This is a genomic window from Streptomyces silvae (genome assembly GCF_016745505.1).
GTDB classification, from domain to species: domain Bacteria; phylum Actinomycetota; class Actinomycetes; order Streptomycetales; family Streptomycetaceae; genus Streptomyces; species Streptomyces silvae.
Map to the genome: position 1 here is coordinate 24,176 of NZ_JAERUC010000016.1, position 18,404 is coordinate 42,579.

An 18,404-nucleotide genomic window follows, 5' to 3' on the forward strand; every position below is an offset into this window, starting at 1 on the left:
CGGGGTGTGAACGCTGAAGACCCCGGTCGTATCGTCCTGCTCACCGCCAGCCACCGGGTCGCCCCCGGTCTGCTGTCCTGGCCCGCCTGGCAGACGCTGCACGCCGCCGACCGGGTGCTGTGCGCCGGGCCCGGCCACCCGCAGCTGCCGTATCTGCGGGAGGCGGGGGTGGCCGTGGAGCACGGCGTCCCGTCGGCCGAGGAGCTGGTGGACGAGTGCGCGGGCGGCCGGACCGTGGTGGTGCTGGTCGGCGGTGAGGGCGATCAGCGGCTCACCGACGGCCTGGCCCGGCTCGGCGGTTCGGGCCGGGTGCAGATGCCGGACCTGGAGCTGCTGCCCGGTTCGTACGACCTGCCCGGCGCGCGGCTCCTGGACCTGGTGCAGGTCATGGACCGGATCCGGCTCGAATGTCCCTGGACCTCGCAGAAGACGCACGAGGGCCTCGCGAAGTACGCCATCGAGGAGGCGTACGAACTGGTCGAGGCCATCGAGGACGGCGACCGCGAGGAACTGCGCGAGGAGCTCGGCGACGTCCTGCTCCAGGTCGTCTTCCACGCCCGGATCGCGCAGGAGGACCAGGACGAGCCGTTCGGCATCGACGACGTGGCGGGCACGATCGTCGAGAAGCTGATCCACCGTCATCCGCATGTGTTCGGCGACGCGACCGCCGAGACCCCGGAGGACGTCCACGCCCACTGGCTCCGTACGAAGGCGATCGAGAAGCAGCGCGAGTCGGTCACCGACGGGGTGCCGCTCGGCCAGCCCGGACTCGCGCTGGCCGCCAAGCTCGGCAGCAGGGTCCGGGCCGCGGGCCTGGACGCCGCGCTCCCCGAGGGGGACGGGATCGGCTACCGGCTGCTCGCCCTCGCCGTGGAGGCCGAACAGGACGGCACCGACCCGGAGGCCGCCCTGCGGGCCGCCGCCCGTGCCTACCGGGACGCGATCCGGACGGCGGAGGGGCTCGGAAGCCCCGGGGCCGCCCCGGATAGCGTCGAGGAGTGAACGACAGCCCCGGCACGGACCCCGCGCCCGACACCGCACCAGCCGCAGCACCCGAACTCTTCACCTGGGAGTTCGCCACCGACCCCTACCCCGCCTACGCCTGGCTCCGCGAGCACAGCCCCGTGCACCGCACGAAGCTGCCCAGCGGGGTCGAGGCCTGGCTGGTGACCCGCTACGCCGACGCCCGGCAGGCTCTCGCCGACACCCGGCTCTCCAAGAACCCGTCCCACCACGCGGGCTCCGCGAACGCCAAGGGCAAGACGGGCATCCCGGGCGAGCGCAAGGCGGAGCTGATGACGCACCTGCTGAACATCGACCCCCCGGACCACACCCGGCTGCGCCGGCTCGTGTCCAAGGCGTTCACCCCGCGCCGGGTCGCGGAGTTCGCACCGCGCGTGCAGGAGCTGACGGACCGCCTCATCGACTCGTTCATCGAGGAGGGGAAGGCGGATCTCATCCACGACTTCGCGTTCCCCCTGCCCATCTACGCCATCTGCGACCTGCTGGGGGTGCCCCGGGAGGACCAGGACGACTTCCGCGACTGGGCGGGCATGATGATCCGGCACGGCGGCGGACCGCGCGGCGGGGTGGCCCGGTCGGTCAAGAAGATGCGCGGCTACCTCGCCGAACTCATCCACCGTAAGAGGGAGAATCCCGGCGACGACCTGATCTCCGGGCTCATCCGGGCGAGCGACCACGGCGAGCACCTCAGCGAGAACGAGGCCGCCGCCATGGCCTTCATCCTTCTCTTCGCCGGCTTCGAGACGACGGTCAACCTCATCGGCAACGGCACCTACGCGCTGCTGCGCAATCCGTCCCAGCGTGAGCGCCTGGAGCGCTCGCTGGCGGCCGGGGAGACGGACCTGCTCGCCACGGGCATCGAGGAGCTCCTGCGCTACGACGGCCCGGTGGAGCTCGCGACCTGGCGCTACGCCACCGAGCCCGTGACCCTGGGAGGGCAGGACATCGCGGCCGGCGACCCCGTCCTGGTGGTGCTGGCCGCCGCCGACCGCGATCCGGAGCGATTCCAGGATGCGGACACCCTGGATCTCGCACGCAGTGACAATCAGCACCTCGGATACGGGCACGGCATCCACTACTGCCTGGGGGCTCCGCTGGCCCGGCTGGAGGGTCAGGTGGCCCTGGCGACCCTGCTGCGACGCCTTCCCGACCTGCGGCTCGCTGCGGATCCTGCCGATTTGCGCTGGCGCGGCGGACTCATCATGCGTGGACTGCGCACGCTTCCCGTGGAGTTCGGTCCGGGGCATCCCGCCGGAAAAGGTGACAGCCTGTCAACTCTGTGACTTTCACGTGATCTCCGCTGCATCGACTTGTGACACACGTTCGAGTAGGGCTAGGTTCACCGTTCGACTCACCCGTCACATGTCAGTCACACGGAAGGCAATCCCATGGGCTCCGCGACCGGCAGACACCGCCGCCCTCGCCAGGCACCCGCCATCGTCGTCGCCGCAGGCGTCACCGGATCGGCGATTGCCATCCCGCTGCTCGGCGCCGGCGGCGCACAGGCAGCTGACGCGTCGACCTGGGACAGGGTCGCCGAATGCGAGAGCGGCGGCATGTGGAGTGCCGACCTCGGCAACGGCTACTACGGCGGTCTGCAGTTCTCGCAGGACACGTGGTCGGCCTACGGCGGCACGGCGTACGCGCCCCGGGCCGACCTCGCCAGCCGCTCGCAGCAGATCTCGGTCGCGGAGAAGGTCCTGGATGACAAGGGACCGCAGGCATGGCCGAGCTGCGCGGTGATCTCCGGGCTCGCCCTGGACGGAACGCTGCCGGGCGTGGACCCGGGCGGCGAGCCCTCCGCGGAGCCCTCCGACACCGCGACCCCGTCCGAGACGCCTTCCGCCGAGCCCTCGGACACCGCGAAGCCGTCCGGGACCCCTTCGTCCGGGTCGACGACCCCGTCGGACGAGACCGACGGCACGGCCGGCCAGGGTGACGACGCCGACGCGTCGCCGTCCGCCACCCCGTCCCCCGAGCCCTCCGAGACGTCCGGCGCCTCCAAGGGCGACGGCGCGACGGGCGGCAAGCACCGCGGCACGCCCGCCCCCGAGGGGAGTGCGGGAGCGGACCTGGAGGACGGGCGCGAGTCCGGCCGGCACGCCTCGCGCGGGGAGTCCGAGGCGCGTCAGGGCGCGGAGGGCACGTACACCGTCCGCGAGGGCGACAACCTCTGGTCGATCGCCGACACGCAGGACCTCGACGGCGGCTGGCCCGCGCTCTACGAGGCCAACAAGGACGAGCTGGGCTCCGACCCCGACCTGATCCTCCCCGGCCAGAGCCTGGACCTCCTGGGCCTCGGTTCCGACGCGCAGGACGCTCCGTCGGAGACCGCCGCCGCCAACTGATCAAAAGCGGGAAAACACCCCGAAAGCAGGGGTAGTTCAGAGGCCTATGTCCACTTATGCGTAAGTGAGACATGGGTCTCTTTGCTTCAACTCACGCGGTCGGTCCGCCCGATCCGTCCATATTGGCTCCGACCTGCGAAAACGAACACGCGCGCCGAGCCGGTACGGGCTGATTAGCCGTTATGTCCATCTTTGAATGTGGGGGTTGCGTGTGTTTACGGTCGGAGCCGCTCGCACCGCGGGCACCTTCGACCGTCACGCCGAATCCTGCCGTCGGCCGAAGGGAACCGACGCGTAAAGCGCCGTAGGCAGGAGCGGGGGACCCAGGTAAGTGCCGGACCCGGACGTCGCAGGACGACCGGTGTGCGGCTTGGGGTGAAGTCGTCCGCGAGTAGGGCGACCGGGCGACTCACAGCCCGAACCCGACAGCTCACCTCGTAGGCGTCGGTGAGGAGAACCATGCTGCTTTCCAGCAAGGGCAAGCACCGTCGCCCGTCCAAGGCCGTCCGTATCGCGACCCTGGCCGGTGTCACCGGTGCCGCCGTCGCCGTACCGCTGATGGGCGCGACCGGTGCCTCCGCCGCCTCCGTCGACACCTGGGACGCTGTCGCCCAGTGCGAGTCCGGTGGCAACTGGTCCATCAACACCGGCAACGGCTACTACGGCGGTCTGCAGTTCTCGCAGTCCAGCTGGGCCGCCGCCGGCGGCACGCAGTACGCCGCCCGCGCCGACCTGGCCTCCAAGGACCAGCAGATAGCCGCCGCCGAGAAGCTCCTCGACCTGCAGGGCCCGGGTGCCTGGTCCTGCGCCGGGGCCGGCGGTCTGACGAACGACGGTGTGGACCCGGGTGTCGACACCGGCGCCTCGAAGAACGGCGACACGGACCCGCAGGCCGCGCCGGAGCGCAAGGCCGAGCAGCCCACCACGCGCAGCGAGAAGCGCACGGCCCCCGAGAAGACCGTCACCACCCCGACCGGCGAGAAGGTCGAGAAGGGCGACGGCGAGTACAAGGTCAAGGCCGGCGACACCCTCAGCAAGATCGCCGAGGCCAAGAAGGTCAAGGGCGGCTGGGAGAAGCTGTTCAAGCTGAACGACGACATCGTCGACGAGGCCGACCTGATCTTCCCGGGCCAGCAGCTCCACCTGAAGTAGCCGGACCGGAGCGGCCGGACCGGAGCGGCCGGACCGGAGCAGCCGGACCGGCCGTGCTCGGACCGGAGAAGTCGGAAACACCCCGGGGCTCTCCTCCTGCCCCGGAGGCCGGGCCCGGCGCGCAGACCCCCCGCGCGCCGGGCTCGGCGGTGTCCGGACCCCCCGAGGCCGACCCGGCCGGGGGCCGTTCGCGGGCTCGCCGTGAAGGTGAGTGTTCAACAGTTGTGGTTACTCGTCAGTAGAATTCTGGAGCTTTGCCCGGAATGCAGGTCCTTGGGTCCTTTTTCGTCCCAGGGGACGGGCGGACGGCCGACGGAGCGTGCCGAGCCGGTTAGGCTCGTGGCGCAAGGCCACAGTGACCCTGCACAACCAGTGTCAGATCCCAGAAGGAGATGCCTCGTGCCGTCCATCGACGTCGTCGTAGCCAGGGAAATCCTCGACTCCCGGGGCAACCCCACGGTCGAGGTCGAGGTTGGCCTCGACGACGGCAGCACGGGACGTGCTGCTGTTCCGTCCGGCGCCTCCACCGGTGCGTTCGAGGCCATCGAGCTTCGCGACGGGGACCCCAACCGTTACCAGGGCAAGGGCGTCGAGAAGGCCGTCCTCGCCGTGATCGAGCAGATCGGCCCGGAGCTCGTCGGTTACGACGCCACCGAGCAGCGCCTCATCGACCAGGCGATGTTCGACCTGGACGCCACCGAGAACAAGGGCTCCCTCGGCGCCAACGCCATCCTCGGCGTCTCGCTGGCCGTGGCGCACGCCGCGTCCGAGGCGTCCGACCTCCCGCTCTTCCGCTACCTCGGCGGCCCGAACGCGCACCTGCTGCCCGTTCCGATGATGAACATCCTGAACGGCGGCTCGCACGCCGACTCCAACGTGGACATCCAGGAGTTCATGATCGCGCCGATCGGCGCCGAGTCCTTCTCCGAGGCCCTTCGCTGGGGCGCGGAGATCTACCACACCCTGAAGAAGGTCCTGAAGACCAAGGGCCTGTCGACCGGTCTCGGTGACGAGGGCGGCTTCGCCCCCAACCTCGAGTCCAACCGCGCCGCCCTCGACCTCATCCTCGAGGCCGTCAAGGAGGCCGGTTACGTCCCCGGCCGCGACATCGCGCTCGCGCTCGACGTCGCCGCGTCCGAGTTCTACAAGGACGGCGTGTACGAGTTCGAGGGCAAGTCCCGCTCGGCCGCCGAGATGACCGAGTACTACGAGGAGCTCGTCTCCGCGTACCCGCTGGTCTCCATCGAGGACCCGCTGTACGAGGACGACTGGGCGGGCTGGAAGGTCATCACCGACAAGCTCGGCTCCAAGGTGCAGATCGTCGGTGACGACCTGTTCGTCACCAACCCCGAGCGCCTCGCCCGCGGCATCGAGGAGGGCTCGGCCAACGCCCTGCTCGTCAAGGTGAACCAGATCGGTTCGCTGACCGAGACCCTGGACGCCGTCGAGCTGGCCCAGCGCAACGGCTTCAAGTGCATGATGTCCCACCGCTCCGGTGAGACCGAGGACGTGACCATCGCCGACCTCGCCGTCGCGGTGAACTGCGGCCAGATCAAGACCGGCGCCCCGGCCCGCTCGGACCGCGTCGCCAAGTACAACCAGCTGCTGCGCATCGAGGAGATCCTCGACGACGCCGCGGTGTACGCCGGTCGTTCGGCGTTCCCGCGGTTCCGCTTCGAGGGCTGACAGCCCGAGTCCGGAGCACCAGCCTCCGTCCGTCCCCGCATCCGGTCCCGTACCGTGTGCGGGGACGGACGTGCGTAACGGGGAGGCGTGAGACATGGCCGGGAAGGACCGCGACCGGTTCTCCACCGCGACCAGGCTGCGGCTGCTCGGTGAGCAGACGGCGGCCCGCGTCTACCGGTCCCAGAACCGCCGCCAGGCCCGCCGTTCACGGCTCACCGGGCGGGCCGCGTTCCTGGCGCTGATCGTCTGCTCCCTGGTGGTCGCGCTCGCGTACCCCATGCGGCAGTACATCTCCCAGCGCGACCAGATCGCCGACCAGGAGAGGCTCTCCCGGGAGGCCCACCAGCGGACCGAGGAGCTGCGCGACGAGAAGGCGCGGCTCAAGGACGACGCGTACATCCGCCGTCTCGCACGCCAGCACCTGCACTACGTGCTGCCCGGCGAGACCGGTTATACGGTGGTCGACCCGGACGCGGCCGAGGAGCGCGGGGGAGAGCCCGGGGCGACCGGGCGGCCCTGGCACTCGAACCTCTGGGACGGTGTCGACAGCGCGGACCGCGAATGACCCCGTCCCCGCACCGGACCCGGTACCCGTACCGGGTCCGCTTCCCGTACCGATTCATACAGTCCGACCGATGACATTCAAGGCAGGCATGGACACGCCCCCTCCGCAGACCGAATCCACCACGCCCACCGCTGCGGACATCGCCGCGTTCGAGCTCCAGCTCGGCCGGCCGCCGCGCGGGCTGCGCGCCATCGCGCACCGCTGCCCCTGCGGCAATCCGGACGTGGTCGAGACCCAGCCCCGCCTGGAGGACGGCACGCCGTTCCCGACGACGTACTACCTGACGTGCCCGCGTGCCGCGTCCGCGATCGGCACGCTGGAGGCCAACGGGGTCATGAAGGAGATGACCGAGCGGCTCACGACGGACCCGGAGCTGGCCGCCGCCTACCGGGCCGCGCACGAGGACTACCTCGCGCGCCGTGACGCCATCGAGGTCCTGGAGGGCTTCCCGAGCGCGGGCGGCATGCCGGACCGGGTGAAGTGCCTGCACGTCCTGGTCGGCCACTCGCTGGCGGCGGGCCCCGGGGTGAACCCGCTGGGCGACGAGGCCATCGCGATGCTGCCGGAGTGGTGGGCGAAGGGCCCGTGCGTCACGCCGTGCGGCCCGGACGCCGACACCGACGCGTGACCCCGCGCGGTACCCGTACGACCACAGGAGCCCCATGACCCGCGTTGCCGCCATCGACTGCGGTACCAACTCCATCCGTCTGCTCGTCGCCGACGTGGACCCCGCCACCGGCGGGTTCACCGAGCTCGACCGGCGGATGGAGATCGTCCGGCTCGGCCAGGGCGTCGACCGTACGGGCCGGCTGGCCCCCGAGGCGATCGGGCGCACCCTCGACGCCTGCCGCGCGTACGCGGCCTCGATCGAGGAGCTCGGCGCCGAGCGGATCCGTTTCGTCGCCACGTCCGCCTCCCGTGACGCGGAGAACAGCGACACGTTCGTCCGGGGTGTCCTGGACATCCTGGGCGTCGAGCCCGAGGTCGTCACGGGTGACCAGGAGGCGCAGCTCTCCTTCGACGGCGCCACCAAGGAGCTGGTGGGCGCCGACCACCTGGAGAAGCCGTACCTCGTCGTGGACATCGGCGGTGGCTCCACGGAGTTCGTCGTCGGTGACGACCGGGTGCGCGCCGCCCGGTCCGTGGACATCGGCTGCGTACGCCTGACCGAGCGTCACCTCGTCGTGGACGGGGCCGTGGTGGACCCGCCCACGCCCGAGGCGATCGCCGCGATCCGCGCGGACATCGCCGCCGCCCTGGACCTGGCCGAGGAGAGCGTGCCGATCGCCTCGGCGGCCACGCTGGTCGGCCTGGCCGGGACGGTCACCACCATCGCGGCGATGGCGCTCGGGCTGGAGGAGTACGACTCCGAGGCGATCCACCACTCCCGGGTCTCCGTCGAGCGCGTACGGGAGATCACCGAGCGGCTGCTCTCCTCCACGCACGAGGAGCGCGCGGCGATCCCCGCGATGCACCCGGGCAGGGTCGACGTGATCCCCTCGGGGGCGCTCGTCCTGCTCGCGCTGATGGAGCGGACCGGTGCCCGTGAGGTCGTCGTCAGCGAGCACGACATCCTGGACGGGATCGCCTGGTCCGCCGCCTGATCACAGGGCGGGCGCGGCTGCGGTGAGATGCCGCTCATACGCATTCCGGCCTGCACCTTTGAGCTTGTGGAGCCCTCTCCGGACGTGTCCGGGGAGGGCTTTCGCGAGGTGCCCCGACGAAGTTCGTGAACTTCTTCACAAGGAATTCGGCCCCACCGGGCGAAGTTCTGCCCCGGGAGGGCCGCCCGGGCGGCCCGGAGGCGCGTACGGGGGTGCTGCGGGAGGGTTTCGGGGGTGTGGCGGGGGCGTGTCCCGGGCGGGTGGTTCCTCGCGTCCGGGGGCTCAAGGGCCAGCTCACGAGCGGTGAACAACGTTCGCCGAAGCGTCGTGGTTCCCCTGCCTCATCATGACCTGGGTCACGTGGGCGGCGAACTATAGCAGAGGGTGGGGCATACCTTGTGAAGGGGCTCACGAGCATGCCCCCCGAGGGGGGTGGATACTCGATGGCATGAGCACCACGGAGCGTCCCAGGATCCTCGTTGTAGGCGGTGGGTACGTAGGCCTGTACGCAGCTCGTCGCATTCTGAAGAAGATGCGGTATGGAGAGGCGACCGTCACGGTCGTCGACCCGCGCTCGTACATGACGTACCAGCCCTTCCTCCCCGAAGCTGCTGCCGGCAGCATCTCGCCTCGGCATGTCGTCGTCCCGCTGCGACGCGTCCTGCCCAAGGCAGAGGTTCTCACCGGCCGTGTCACGACCATCGATCAGGACCGCAAGGTCGCCACGGTCGCGCCGCTCGTCGGCGAGGCCTACGAGCTGCCCTTCGACTACCTGGTCATCGCGATGGGCGCGGTCTCCCGCACCTTCCCGATCCCCGGCCTCGCCGAGCAGGGCATCGGCATGAAGGGCATCGAGGAGTCCATCGGTCTGCGCAACCACGTCCTCGAGCAGCTGGACAAGGCCGACTCGACGACCGATGAGGACGTCCGCCGCAAGGCGCTGACGTTCGTCTTCGTGGGCGGCGGTTTCGCCGGTGCGGAGACCATCGGCGAGGTCGAGGACATGGCGCGCGACGCGGCGAAGTACTACACGAGCGTGAAGCGCGAGGACATGCGCTTCATCCTGGTCGACGCCGCCGACAAGATCCTTCCCGAGGTCGGCCCGAAGCTGGGCGCGTACGGCAAGGAGCACCTGGAGAGCCGTGGCGTCGAGGTCTACCTCTCGACCTCCATGGACTCCTGCGTCGACGGTCACGTGGTGCTGAAGAACGGCCTCGAGGTCGACTCCAGCACGATCGTGTGGACCGCCGGTGTGAAGCCGAACCCGGCGCTGGCGCGCTTCGGTCTGCCGCTCGGCCCCCGCGGTCACGTGGACACCTCCGAGAAGCTCCAGGTGCAGGGCACCGACTACATCTGGGCCGCGGGCGACAACGCCCAGGTCCCGGACATGGTCGGCCGCCGCGCGGGCAACCCGAACGCCTGGTGCCCGCCGAACGCCCAGCACGCGCTGCGTCAGGCCAAGGTCCTCGGCGACAACGTCATCTCCGGCATGCGGGGCTTCCCGCAGAAGGAGTACAGCCACGCCAACAAGGGTGCGGTCGCCGGTCTGGGCCTGCACAAGGGCGTCGCGATGATCGTCGTCGGCAAGGTGAAGATCAAGGTCAAGGGCCGTCTCGCCTGGTACATGCACCGTGGCTACCACGGCATGGCCATGCCGACCTGGAACCGTAAGATCCGGATCTTCGCGGACTGGACGCTGGCGATGTTCCTGAAGCGCGAGGTCGTCTCGCTCGGCGCCATGGAGACTCCGCGCGAGGAGTTCTACGAGGCCGCCAAGCCGAGCCCGGCGCCCGTCGCGGCCAAGGCCGACGGCGACAAGAGCAAGTCCGGCGAGAAGGCCAAGGCCTCCTAGCGCCCGTACGTCACCGAAGAGGTCGTCCGCCATCCGTGGTGCGGACGGCCTCTTCGGCGTTCCTGGGCCCCTCGAAGTAGATGGTAAGTGCAGGTATTTTGCCGTTCCGTTGCCGAGAAACGGGATGGCGCGGGCGCCGGACGGCGTTGAGGCTGGTGTACCTCGCCGTGGCCCCGAGGTGTCGCGGCACGGTTCGGGTGCGTATATGCGAATTTAGGCACGTTCGGAAACACCACCACGGAGGTGTGCACCATGGCCGACGCCGCATCGCGGCTGACCGCTCTCGCCGAAGAGTTGCTGGGAGAACCCCTGCCGGTCCGGATCCGGGCCTGGGACGGCAGCGAGTCCGGGCCGCCGGGTGCCCCCGCCCTCGTCCTGCGCCACCGCCGCGCCCTGCGGCGGCTGCTCTGGAAGCCGGGTGAACTGGGCCTGGCCCGCGCCTGGGTGGCCGGTGAGATCGACGTCGACGGCGACCTGTACGAGGTGCTGAACGCCCTGGCCTCGCTGCTCTGGGAACGGGGTGCCGACGCGAAGGACACCGTCCATCCCGTCCGCGACCCGAAGGTGCGGGAGTTCGCCCGCGGCCTCGTCCAGCTGGCGGGGCCCTGGCCACCGCCGCCCCCGCCCGCCGAGGAGGTGCGCCGCCGCACGGGGCCGCTGCACACCAGACGCCGCGACAAGGAGGCGATCAGCCACCACTACGACGTGGGCAACGACTTCTACGCGATGGTCCTCGGCCCGTCCATGGTCTACTCCTGCGCCTACTGGCAGGACGGCTCCACCCTTGAGGACGCCCAGCGCGACAAGCTCGACCTCGTCTGCCGCAAGCTCGCGCTGAAGGAGGGCGACCGCCTCCTGGACGTCGGCTGCGGCTGGGGCTCCATGGCCATCCACGCCGCCCGCGAGTACGGCGCCCGGGTCACCGGGGTCACCCTCTCCACCGAGCAGGCCGCCTTCGCCCGTAAGCGCATCGCGGAGGAGGGCCTCACCGACCGGATCGAGATCCGCGTCCAGGACTACCGGGACGTCAGGGACGGCCCGTACGACGCCATCTCCTCGATCGGCATGGCCGAGCACGTGGGCACGGTCCGCTTCCGTGAGTACGCCGACGACCTCTACGCGCTCCTCAAGCCCGGCGGCCGGCTGCTCAACCACCAGATCGCCCGCCGCCCCGAGAAGGACGAGTCGGCCTACCGCATCGACGAGTTCATCGACTCCTACGTCTTCCCCGACGGCGAGCTGGCCCCGGTGGGCCGTACGGTCGCCACCCTGGAGGAGGCCGGCTTCGAGGCCAGGGACGTCGAGGCGATCCGGGAGCACTACGCACTGACCCTGCGTCAGTGGGTGGCCAACCTGGAGACCCACTGGAAGGAGGCCGTACGGGCCACCTCGCCCGGCCGGGCCAGGGTGTGGCGGCTCTACATGGCCGCCTCGGCGCTCTCCTTCGAGCACAACAAGATCGGTGTCAACCAGATCCTCGCGGTGCGGCCGCGGGACGGCGGCGGGGCGGGCATGCCGCTGCGCGCCCGCGACTGGACGGCGTCGGCGAACGGCTGATCCGGGAACGCGGAAGGGCCGGTACCCGCGGTGGCGGGTACCGGCCCTTCGTCCGTCCGCGCGACTACTCCGTCTTGATCGCGGTCAGCATGTTCAGCTTCGCGCCGCTGCGGGCCGGCCACAGCGAGGCCAGCACACCCACGAGCCCCGCCAGCACCAGGAAGAGCGCGAGCCGGTCCCACGGGATGACCAGGGCGTAGCCCGGGATCGAGGAGGACAGGCTCTTCCCGATCGCCCAGCCGAGGAACGTACCGAGGGCGACGCCGACCACCGCTCCGAAGAGCGAGATGACCACGGCCTCCAGCCGGATCATGCGCTTGACCCGGCGCCGGTCGAGGCCGATCGCCCGCAGCATGCCGATCTCCTGCTGGCGTTCGAAGACCGACATGGCCAGCGTGTTGACGACGCCGAGCACGGCGATGATCAGGGCCATGGCCAGCAGCGCGTACATGATGTTCAGCGCGGTGTTGATGAAGCCGCCGAACATGTCCCGGATGCCCTGGCGGTCCACGACGCTCATGGCCGGGTTGTCGCCGAGCGCGTCGACGACGGCCTTCTCGTTGGCGTCGGACTGGCCGCCGTCCATGGTCAGCCAGACCTCGCGGATGTCGGCGAGGGTCTCGTGCGGGTCGACGACGTCCTCGGCGATCAGCACCGGGGACAGGAACTCGTTGCCCTCGTAGAGCGCCCCGACCTTCAGGGTCTCCGTCTTCTCGTCCTGGAAGGTCACCGGCACGCTGTCGCCGGTCTTCCAGCCGTGCGACTTCGCGGTCTTGCGGTCGACGGCGATCTCGCCGTCCTTCAGCGACGCCAGCGAACCGGAGACCGTCTTCAGGTCGAAGACCTTCTCGACGTCGCCCGGGGTGACCCCGGAGGCCGAGACGCCGTCCTCCTCGCCGACGGTGAGCCAGACGGACCGCTGCGGGGACGCCGCCTCGACGCCGTCCGCCTTGCGCAGGGCGGCGAGAGCCGACTGGTCCAGCGCGTCGCCGCTGGCCATCGAGACCATGTAGTCGGCCCGGATGTTGTCCGTCGTCATCTTGTCGATCGCCTGGCCGAGCGTCACGCCGAGCACGGAGATGCCGGTCACCAGGGTGAGCCCGATCGCCAGGGCGGAGGCGGTGGCCCCGGTACGGCGCGGATTACGGACGGCGTTCTGGGTGGCCAGCTTGCCGGAGACCCCGAACAGGCCCCGCAGCAGCGGACGCACCAGCGCGATCACCGGCCGCGAGAGCAGCGGGATGAGCACGATGACACCGATCAGGGCGAGGAAGGCCCCGCCGCCGATGAGCCAGCGGCCGTTCTCGTCGCCCTGAGCGGCGCCGGCGACGATCAGCGCGGACCCGACGAGGGTGATCACTCCGCCGATCGAGTTCCGCACGACCAGCGACTTGGTGGTGGCCACCGCGTGCACGCTGCTCATCGCCGCCACCGGCGGGATCTTGGCGGCGCGGCGGGCGGGCAGCCAGGCGGCGAACACGGTGATCAGCACGCCCACGGCGAAGGCCGAGACGACCGCGGTGGGGGAGACGACCAGCGGACCGGCCGGGATCTTCCCGCCGAACATGCCCATCGCGGAGCGCAGCCCCGTCGCGAGCCCGACGCCCAGTGCGAAGCCGATCACCGAGGCGATCACGCCGACCACACCGGCTTCGAGCAGGATGGCCCGCTTGACCTGCCGGCGGGAGGCGCCGACGGCGCGCATCAGGGCGAGTTCCTTGGTGCGCTGGGCGATGAGCATGGTGAACGTGTTGGCGATCAGGAAGACACCGACGAAGAGCGCGATGCCCGCGAAGGCCAGCAGCATCGAGTTGAGGCCCTTGAGACCGGACTCGGTCATCTCGGCCTCCTCGTCCGCGAGGGCCGCTCCGGTCTTGGCCTCGGCGTTCTCCGGGAGGAGGGGCTTCACGGCGGCCAGCAGCTTCTGGTCGGACGCGCCGGGCGCCGCGGTCACGGTGACGTCCTTGAACTCACCGGGCCGCAGGTAGAGCTGCTGGGCGGCCTCGGTGTCGAAGAGGACCAGGCTGCCGCCCGCGTTGACGGCTCCGTCCTCGGTGGTGAAGACGCCGGAGAGGGTGTACTCCTTCACCGGTCCGTTGGTGGCGACCCGCACCGGGGAGCCCACGCGGTACTCGCCCTTGTCCGCGGTCTCCTTGTCGAGGGCGATCTGGCCGTCCTTCACCGGGCCCGTGCCCTTGGTGAACGTGTACTGGGCGTCCTTGCCGTCGGCGCCGGGGGAGAAGTTGGCACCGGTGTTGGACCAGCCGTTGCCGATGAGCTTGCCGTCGGTGTCGGCGACGCCCGCGAACCCGGAGACGCGCCCGGTGGCCTCCGCCACGCCGTCGAGGGCCTGGATCTTCTTGAGGGTGGCCGCGTCGATGGCGGGGGTCTCCTCGTCGCCCCGCTCGGCGTACGTCGTGACGGCGACGGCCACGTCGTCGTAGTTCTTGGCGGACTGGTTGCGGAAGGCGTTGCCGAGGGTGTCGGTGAAGACCAGGGTGCCGGAGACGAAGGCCACGCCGAGCATCACGGCGAGCACGGTCATCAGCAGCCTGGCCTTGTGCGCAAGGACATTGCGCACGGCGGTACGGAACATGTCGTCAATTCCTGGGGGGAGTTCGGAGGGCGGAGGGGTGGTGCGACAGCCTCTGGGACGTCAGCTGGTGCGGCCCTTCGCGTCGAACGCCTTCATCCGGTCGAGGACCCCGTCGGCGGTGGGGTTCAGCATCTGGTCGACGACCGCGCCGTCCGCGAGGAAGACCACGCGGTCCGCGTAGGAGGCGGCCACCGGGTCGTGGGTCACCATGACCACGGTCTGGCCGAGTTCGCGCACCGAGTTGCGCAGGAAGCCGAGGACCTCGGCGCCGGAGCGGGAGTCGAGGTTGCCGGTCGGCTCGTCACCGAAGATGATCTCCGGCTGCGAGGCCAGGGCGCGGGCGACCGCCACGCGCTGCTGCTGGCCGCCGGAGAGCTCCGTGGGGCGGTGCTTCAGCCGCTCGGAGAGGCCCACCATGTCGATGACCTTCTGGAGCCAGGCCGCGTCGGGCTTGCGCCCGGCGATGTCCATGGGGAGGGTGATGTTCTCCAGCGCGGTCAGCGTGGGCAGCAGGTTGAAGGCCTGGAAGATGAAGCCGATCTTGTCCCGGCGCAGCTTGGTGAGCTGCTTGTCCTTCAGCGTCCCGAGCTCGGTCTCGCCGATGCGTACGGAACCGCTGCTGAAGCTGTCGAGGCCGGCCACGCAGTGCATCAGCGTGGACTTCCCGGAGCCCGACGGGCCCATGATCGCCGTGAACTCCCCCTGCGGGAAGTCGACGGTCACGCGGTCGAGGGCGACCACCTGGGTCTCACCCGCGCCGTAGACCTTCGACAGCTCCGTCGCGCGGGCGGCGACCGCGGTGGTGCGGTGAACGGTGGTGGTGGTCACAGGGGTACTCCTGGTTCGAACGGCGTGTTCACGGGGACCCCTCCATCCTCGCCGCCGTACGGCGCCGGGACGTCAGCCCTCGTGCCCGTTCGCGGGGCCCCCTTGAGTCGCACCCGCCGGGCGCCGGTGTAGTCCTGAGGTAGGACACCGACCCTGAGCCGGGCCGGGACCTCAGCGGGGCGGGGCGGTGGATCCGCGGGGCACCAGGCGGGCCGCCGCGTCCTCGAAGCCGGGGGCCGATCCGTCGGCCACCATCGCCAGCAGCGTACGGGCCGCGTGGCTGCCGTACGCGGGGATGTCCCTGCTCAGCGCGGTCAGCGGGGGCCGCACGACGCGGGAGAGCTGGGAGTCGTCCCAGGCGACGAGCGAGAGGTCGGCGGGGACGTCCAGGCCCATCTCCTGGGCGACGGAGAGACCGGCGACGGCCATGATGTCGTTGTCGTAGATGACGGCGGTCGGCCGCGTGGCCGAGCTGATCAGCCGGCGGGTGGCGTGCGCCCCCTCCTCGCCGGAGTAGTCGGTGTGGACCACCACCGGTTCGTCCAGGCCGAGTCCGGCGCTGATCTCGCGCTGCGCGCGGTCGCGCAGCTGGGTGTGGATCAGCTCGGGCAGCCCGGCGACCCGGGCGACCGAGCGGTGCCCGAGCGCGGCCAGGTACGTCAGGGTGTCGCGCAGGGCCGCCGAGTCGTCCGACCACACGGGGGTGAGGGTGCCGGCCGCCGAGGGGTGGCCGATCACGACGGCGGGCATGCCCAGCTCGGCGATGCCCTCGATGCGCGGATCGGGGGAGCGCACATCGGCGAGGAACACCCCGTCCACCCGGCCCTCGCCCCACCAGCGGCGGTACATCTCCAGCTCCTGCGCCGGGTCGGTGACGACCTGGAGGAGCAGGGCGCAGCCCCGGGCGGACAGCTCGGTCTCGATGCCGCTGATCAGCTCCATGAAGAACGGCTCGACCCCGAGCATCCTGGCCGGCCTGGACAGCGCGAGCCCCACGGTGTCGGCCCGGGCGTGGGTGAGGGCGCGGGCCGCGCTGTTGGGGCGCCAGCCGATCTCCTGCGCGATGGCCTTGATGGAGGCGCGGGTCGCGGGGGAGACACCGGGGCGGTCGTTCAGGGCGTACGACACCGCGACCTTCGAGACCCCGGCGCGGCGCGCGATGTCGGCGATCGTGGGGCGGTGCTTGGACATGCGACCTCGCTTAACCGGTTCGTGTTCAACCGGCATCCTAGCCGCAGCCCCCTGACCTCTGTCTTCCCCCGGGCGGTCCAGACCTCTGCGGGAACCCGGGAAAAAACTGGAATGGGAGCGCTCCCGCTCCCTTGACACGATTCCGGGGCGCCCATACCTTCACGGCACTTACCCGGTTCAGTAACTCCGCTCGGCAGGGACGGCGGGGGAGAAGGAGGGGCTATGGGTACGCGTACCCGGCTGCGGGTCACGACCGCACTCGCCGTGTTCACACTCGCCGCGACCGCGTGCACGGGAGGCGGCTCGGGGGCGGGCGGCACCGGCGGCACGGCCGGCAAGGGCGGCTCGCTGCCGCGCAACGAGACGCTCTACACGACCGGCACCCAGTGGGGGCCTCCGGCCAACTACAACCCGCTGCGCAACTGGGACCACGCGACCGGCACCAAGGGACTGGTCTACGAGACCCTGTTCCACTTCGACCCGGACGAGGGCAAGCTGACGCCCTGGCTCGCCGAGTCGGGCAGCTGGACCGACGACAAGACGTACGAGGTGAAGCTGCGCACGGGCATCACCTGGGCCGACGGCAAGCCGCTGACCGCGAAGGACGTGGCGTACTCCTACGGCCTCGGCAAGATCGAGGCGTCCGCCTTCCACTCACTGTGGAGCTGGCTGTCCGACGCGAAGGCGGTGGACGACACCACGGTCCGCTTCACCTTCAAGGAGGCCCGCTACCAGGAGTGGGACTACACCCTCTACGGCCAGCCGGTCGTCCCCGAGCACATCTGGGGCTCGCGCACCGACGAGGACGTCCTCAACGGGGTCAACGACAAGCCGGTCGGCACCGGGGCGTACAAGCTGAGGAGCAAGACCCAGGACCGGGTCGTCTGGGAGCGGCGCGACGACTGGTGGGGGACGAAGGCGCTGAGCATGACGCCGGCGCCCCGCTACATCGTCGACGTCTCCAACCCGAGCAACGAGGTCGTCATCGGCCAGCTGGGCCAGGGCCAGCTGGACCTCAGCAACAACTTCCTGCCGGGTGCCTCCTCGCTGATCAAGAGCAAGAAGGTCGTGTCGTACTACGACAAGGCCCCCTACATGCTCTCGGCCAACACCGCCTGGCTGGTGCCCAACACCACCAAGAAGCCGATGGACGACGCCGCCTTCCGCCGGGCGCTCGCCGCGTCCGTCGACACCGGGAAGATCGTCAAGGGTGTGTACGGCGAGCTGGTCAAGCCCGCCTCGCCGACCGGTCTGCTGCCGCAGTGGGAGCAGTTCGAGGACAAGGCCCTCATCGCGGAGAAGGGCTTCACGCACGACCCCGCCGCGGCGAAGAAGGAGCTGGCGGAAGCGGGCTACAAGGACACGAACGGCGACGGTTTCGTCGAGAACAAGGACGGCTCCGCCCTGAGCCTGAAGCTCGCCGTGCCCTCGGGCTGGACCGACTGGATGGAGGCGGCCAAGGTCATCGCCGCCGGGGCCAAGGACGCGGGCATCAAGGTCACCACCGAGTTCCCCGACCAGAACGCCCTGAACGAGCGGCGCGGCAAGGGTGACTTCGACCTCGTCATCAACAACGAGCGCCAGCTGTCCAACACCCCCTGGACGTACTACGACTACATCTTCCAGCTGCCGGTCCAGAAGCAGCAGAACACGGTCAACTTCGGGCGTTACGAGAACGAGGAGGCCTGGAAGCTGGTGCAGAAGCTGGGCGGGGTCAAGACCGACGACACGGCCGGAATGAAGGCCGCCGTCTCGAAGATCCAGGACATCCAGCTCACCGAGATGCCCCTCATCCCGCTCTGGTACAACGGCCTCTGGTCGCAGTCCACCACCGGGACCTGGACGAACTGGCCGTCGGACGCCGAGGGTGCCCCGAAGGCGGCGCCGGCCCTGTGGCGCAACTGGCTGGAGATGGGCGGCTTCGAGACGCTCACGCAGCTGAAGCCCGCCAAGTAAGAGGGACCGCCGACTCCATGACCGCTCCGCCGTGCGCGCCCACCTG

At 70.3% G+C, this 18,404-nt stretch carries 14 protein-coding genes and 1 riboswitch; of the genes, 11 read left to right on the forward strand and 3 right to left on the reverse strand.

The features are described 5' to 3' along the window. Window positions 1–6: 6 nt before the first annotated feature. From JKV81_RS02475 to JKV81_RS02520, 10 genes are all read left to right on the forward strand, one after another. Window positions 7–1,002, forward strand: coding sequence for a nucleoside triphosphate pyrophosphohydrolase (locus tag JKV81_RS02475; protein ID WP_124277330.1), 996 nt, complete (start codon window positions 7–9; stop codon window positions 1,000–1,002). Next, complete coding sequence (locus JKV81_RS02480; protein ID WP_129263845.1) at window positions 999–2,306, forward strand: cytochrome P450 family protein; 1,308 nt, start codon at window positions 999–1,001, stop codon at window positions 2,304–2,306. The genes JKV81_RS02475 and JKV81_RS02480 overlap by 4 nt, the downstream gene beginning before the upstream one ends. Window positions 2,307–2,411: 105 nt before the next feature. After that, window positions 2,412–3,371 carry a LysM peptidoglycan-binding domain-containing protein gene (locus JKV81_RS02485; RefSeq protein WP_129263843.1) on the forward strand — a complete coding sequence of 320 codons (960 nt, stop codon included), beginning with the start codon at window positions 2,412–2,414 and terminating at the stop codon, window positions 3,369–3,371. Window positions 3,372–3,661: 290 nt separating this feature from the next. After that, a riboswitch (cyclic di-AMP (ydaO/yuaA leader) is annotated at window positions 3,662–3,830 on the forward strand. Continuing rightward, complete coding sequence (locus JKV81_RS02490) at window positions 3,831–4,523, forward strand: LysM peptidoglycan-binding domain-containing protein (protein ID WP_124277327.1); 693 nt, start codon at window positions 3,831–3,833, stop codon at window positions 4,521–4,523. A 399-nt stretch (window positions 4,524–4,922) separates the two neighbouring features. After that, entirely contained in the window at window positions 4,923–6,209 is a 1,287-nt protein-coding gene (gene eno, locus JKV81_RS02495; protein ID WP_014155837.1) for a phosphopyruvate hydratase, read from the forward strand. Window positions 6,210–6,303: 94 nt separating this feature from the next. Continuing rightward, window positions 6,304–6,774: an FtsB family cell division protein gene (locus tag JKV81_RS02500; protein WP_124277326.1), complete on the forward strand. Its 471-nt coding sequence runs from the start codon at window positions 6,304–6,306 to the stop codon at window positions 6,772–6,774. An 88-nt stretch (window positions 6,775–6,862) separates the two neighbouring features. After that, a complete protein-coding gene (locus JKV81_RS02505) occupies window positions 6,863–7,402 on the forward strand; it encodes a DUF501 domain-containing protein (protein ID WP_124278119.1) in 540 nt (179 codons plus the stop codon). 34 nt (window positions 7,403–7,436) lie between these two features. Continuing rightward, window positions 7,437–8,378 (forward strand): Ppx/GppA phosphatase family protein, encoded by a 942-nt coding sequence (locus JKV81_RS02510; protein WP_129263841.1) that lies wholly within the window; start codon window positions 7,437–7,439, stop codon window positions 8,376–8,378. A gap of 448 nt (window positions 8,379–8,826) precedes the next feature. Beyond that, entirely contained in the window at window positions 8,827–10,230 is a 1,404-nt protein-coding gene (locus JKV81_RS02515; protein WP_124277324.1) for an NAD(P)/FAD-dependent oxidoreductase, read from the forward strand. Window positions 10,231–10,482: 252 nt separating this feature from the next. Then, window positions 10,483–11,787 (forward strand): class I SAM-dependent methyltransferase, encoded by a 1,305-nt coding sequence (locus JKV81_RS02520; RefSeq protein WP_202074824.1) that lies wholly within the window; start codon window positions 10,483–10,485, stop codon window positions 11,785–11,787. A gap of 64 nt (window positions 11,788–11,851) precedes the next feature. On the opposite strand, the gene JKV81_RS02525 is transcribed toward JKV81_RS02520, so the two are convergent. The 3 genes from JKV81_RS02525 to JKV81_RS02535 form a co-directional block, all read right to left on the reverse strand. Further along, window positions 11,852–14,383, reverse strand: coding sequence for an ABC transporter permease (locus JKV81_RS02525; protein ID WP_202074825.1), 2,532 nt, complete (start codon window positions 14,381–14,383; stop codon window positions 11,852–11,854). A gap of 60 nt (window positions 14,384–14,443) precedes the next feature. Beyond that, on the reverse strand, window positions 14,444–15,211 hold the full coding sequence (locus JKV81_RS02530) for an ABC transporter ATP-binding protein (protein WP_099177280.1): 768 nt from the start codon (window positions 15,209–15,211) through the stop codon (window positions 14,444–14,446). Window positions 15,212–15,382: 171 nt separating this feature from the next. After that, window positions 15,383–16,402: a LacI family DNA-binding transcriptional regulator gene (locus JKV81_RS02535; RefSeq protein WP_124277320.1), complete on the reverse strand. Its 1,020-nt coding sequence runs from the start codon at window positions 16,400–16,402 to the stop codon at window positions 15,383–15,385. 222 nt (window positions 16,403–16,624) lie between these two features. Between JKV81_RS02535 and JKV81_RS02540 the strand changes: the two genes are divergently transcribed. Then, window positions 16,625–18,358, forward strand: coding sequence for an ABC transporter substrate-binding protein (locus JKV81_RS02540; protein WP_202074826.1), 1,734 nt, complete (start codon window positions 16,625–16,627; stop codon window positions 18,356–18,358). The last annotated feature ends 46 nt before the right edge of the window (window positions 18,359–18,404 follow it).

Excerpts from the sequence above, each read along its gene's own strand:
- JKV81_RS02490 (WP_124277327.1), top strand. The coding sequence starts at position 3,831 with ATGCTGCTTTCCAGCAAGGGCAAGCACCGTCGCCCGTCCAAGGCCGTC.
- JKV81_RS02500 (WP_124277326.1), top strand. The coding sequence starts at position 6,304 with ATGGCCGGGAAGGACCGCGACCGGTTCTCCACCGCGACCAGGCTGCGG.
- JKV81_RS02515 (WP_124277324.1), top strand. The coding sequence starts at position 8,827 with ATGAGCACCACGGAGCGTCCCAGGATCCTCGTTGTAGGCGGTGGGTAC.
- JKV81_RS02485 (WP_129263843.1), top strand. The coding sequence starts at position 2,412 with ATGGGCTCCGCGACCGGCAGACACCGCCGCCCTCGCCAGGCACCCGCC.
- JKV81_RS02535 (WP_124277320.1), bottom strand. The coding sequence starts at position 16,402 with ATGTCCAAGCACCGCCCCACGATCGCCGACATCGCGCGCCGCGCCGGG.
- JKV81_RS02520 (WP_202074824.1), top strand. The coding sequence starts at position 10,483 with ATGGCCGACGCCGCATCGCGGCTGACCGCTCTCGCCGAAGAGTTGCTG.
- JKV81_RS02510 (WP_129263841.1), top strand. The coding sequence starts at position 7,437 with ATGACCCGCGTTGCCGCCATCGACTGCGGTACCAACTCCATCCGTCTG.
- JKV81_RS02505 (WP_124278119.1), top strand. The coding sequence starts at position 6,863 with ATGGACACGCCCCCTCCGCAGACCGAATCCACCACGCCCACCGCTGCG.
- JKV81_RS02540 (WP_202074826.1), top strand. The coding sequence starts at position 16,625 with ATGGGTACGCGTACCCGGCTGCGGGTCACGACCGCACTCGCCGTGTTC.
- JKV81_RS02525 (WP_202074825.1), bottom strand. The coding sequence starts at position 14,383 with ATGTTCCGTACCGCCGTGCGCAATGTCCTTGCGCACAAGGCCAGGCTG.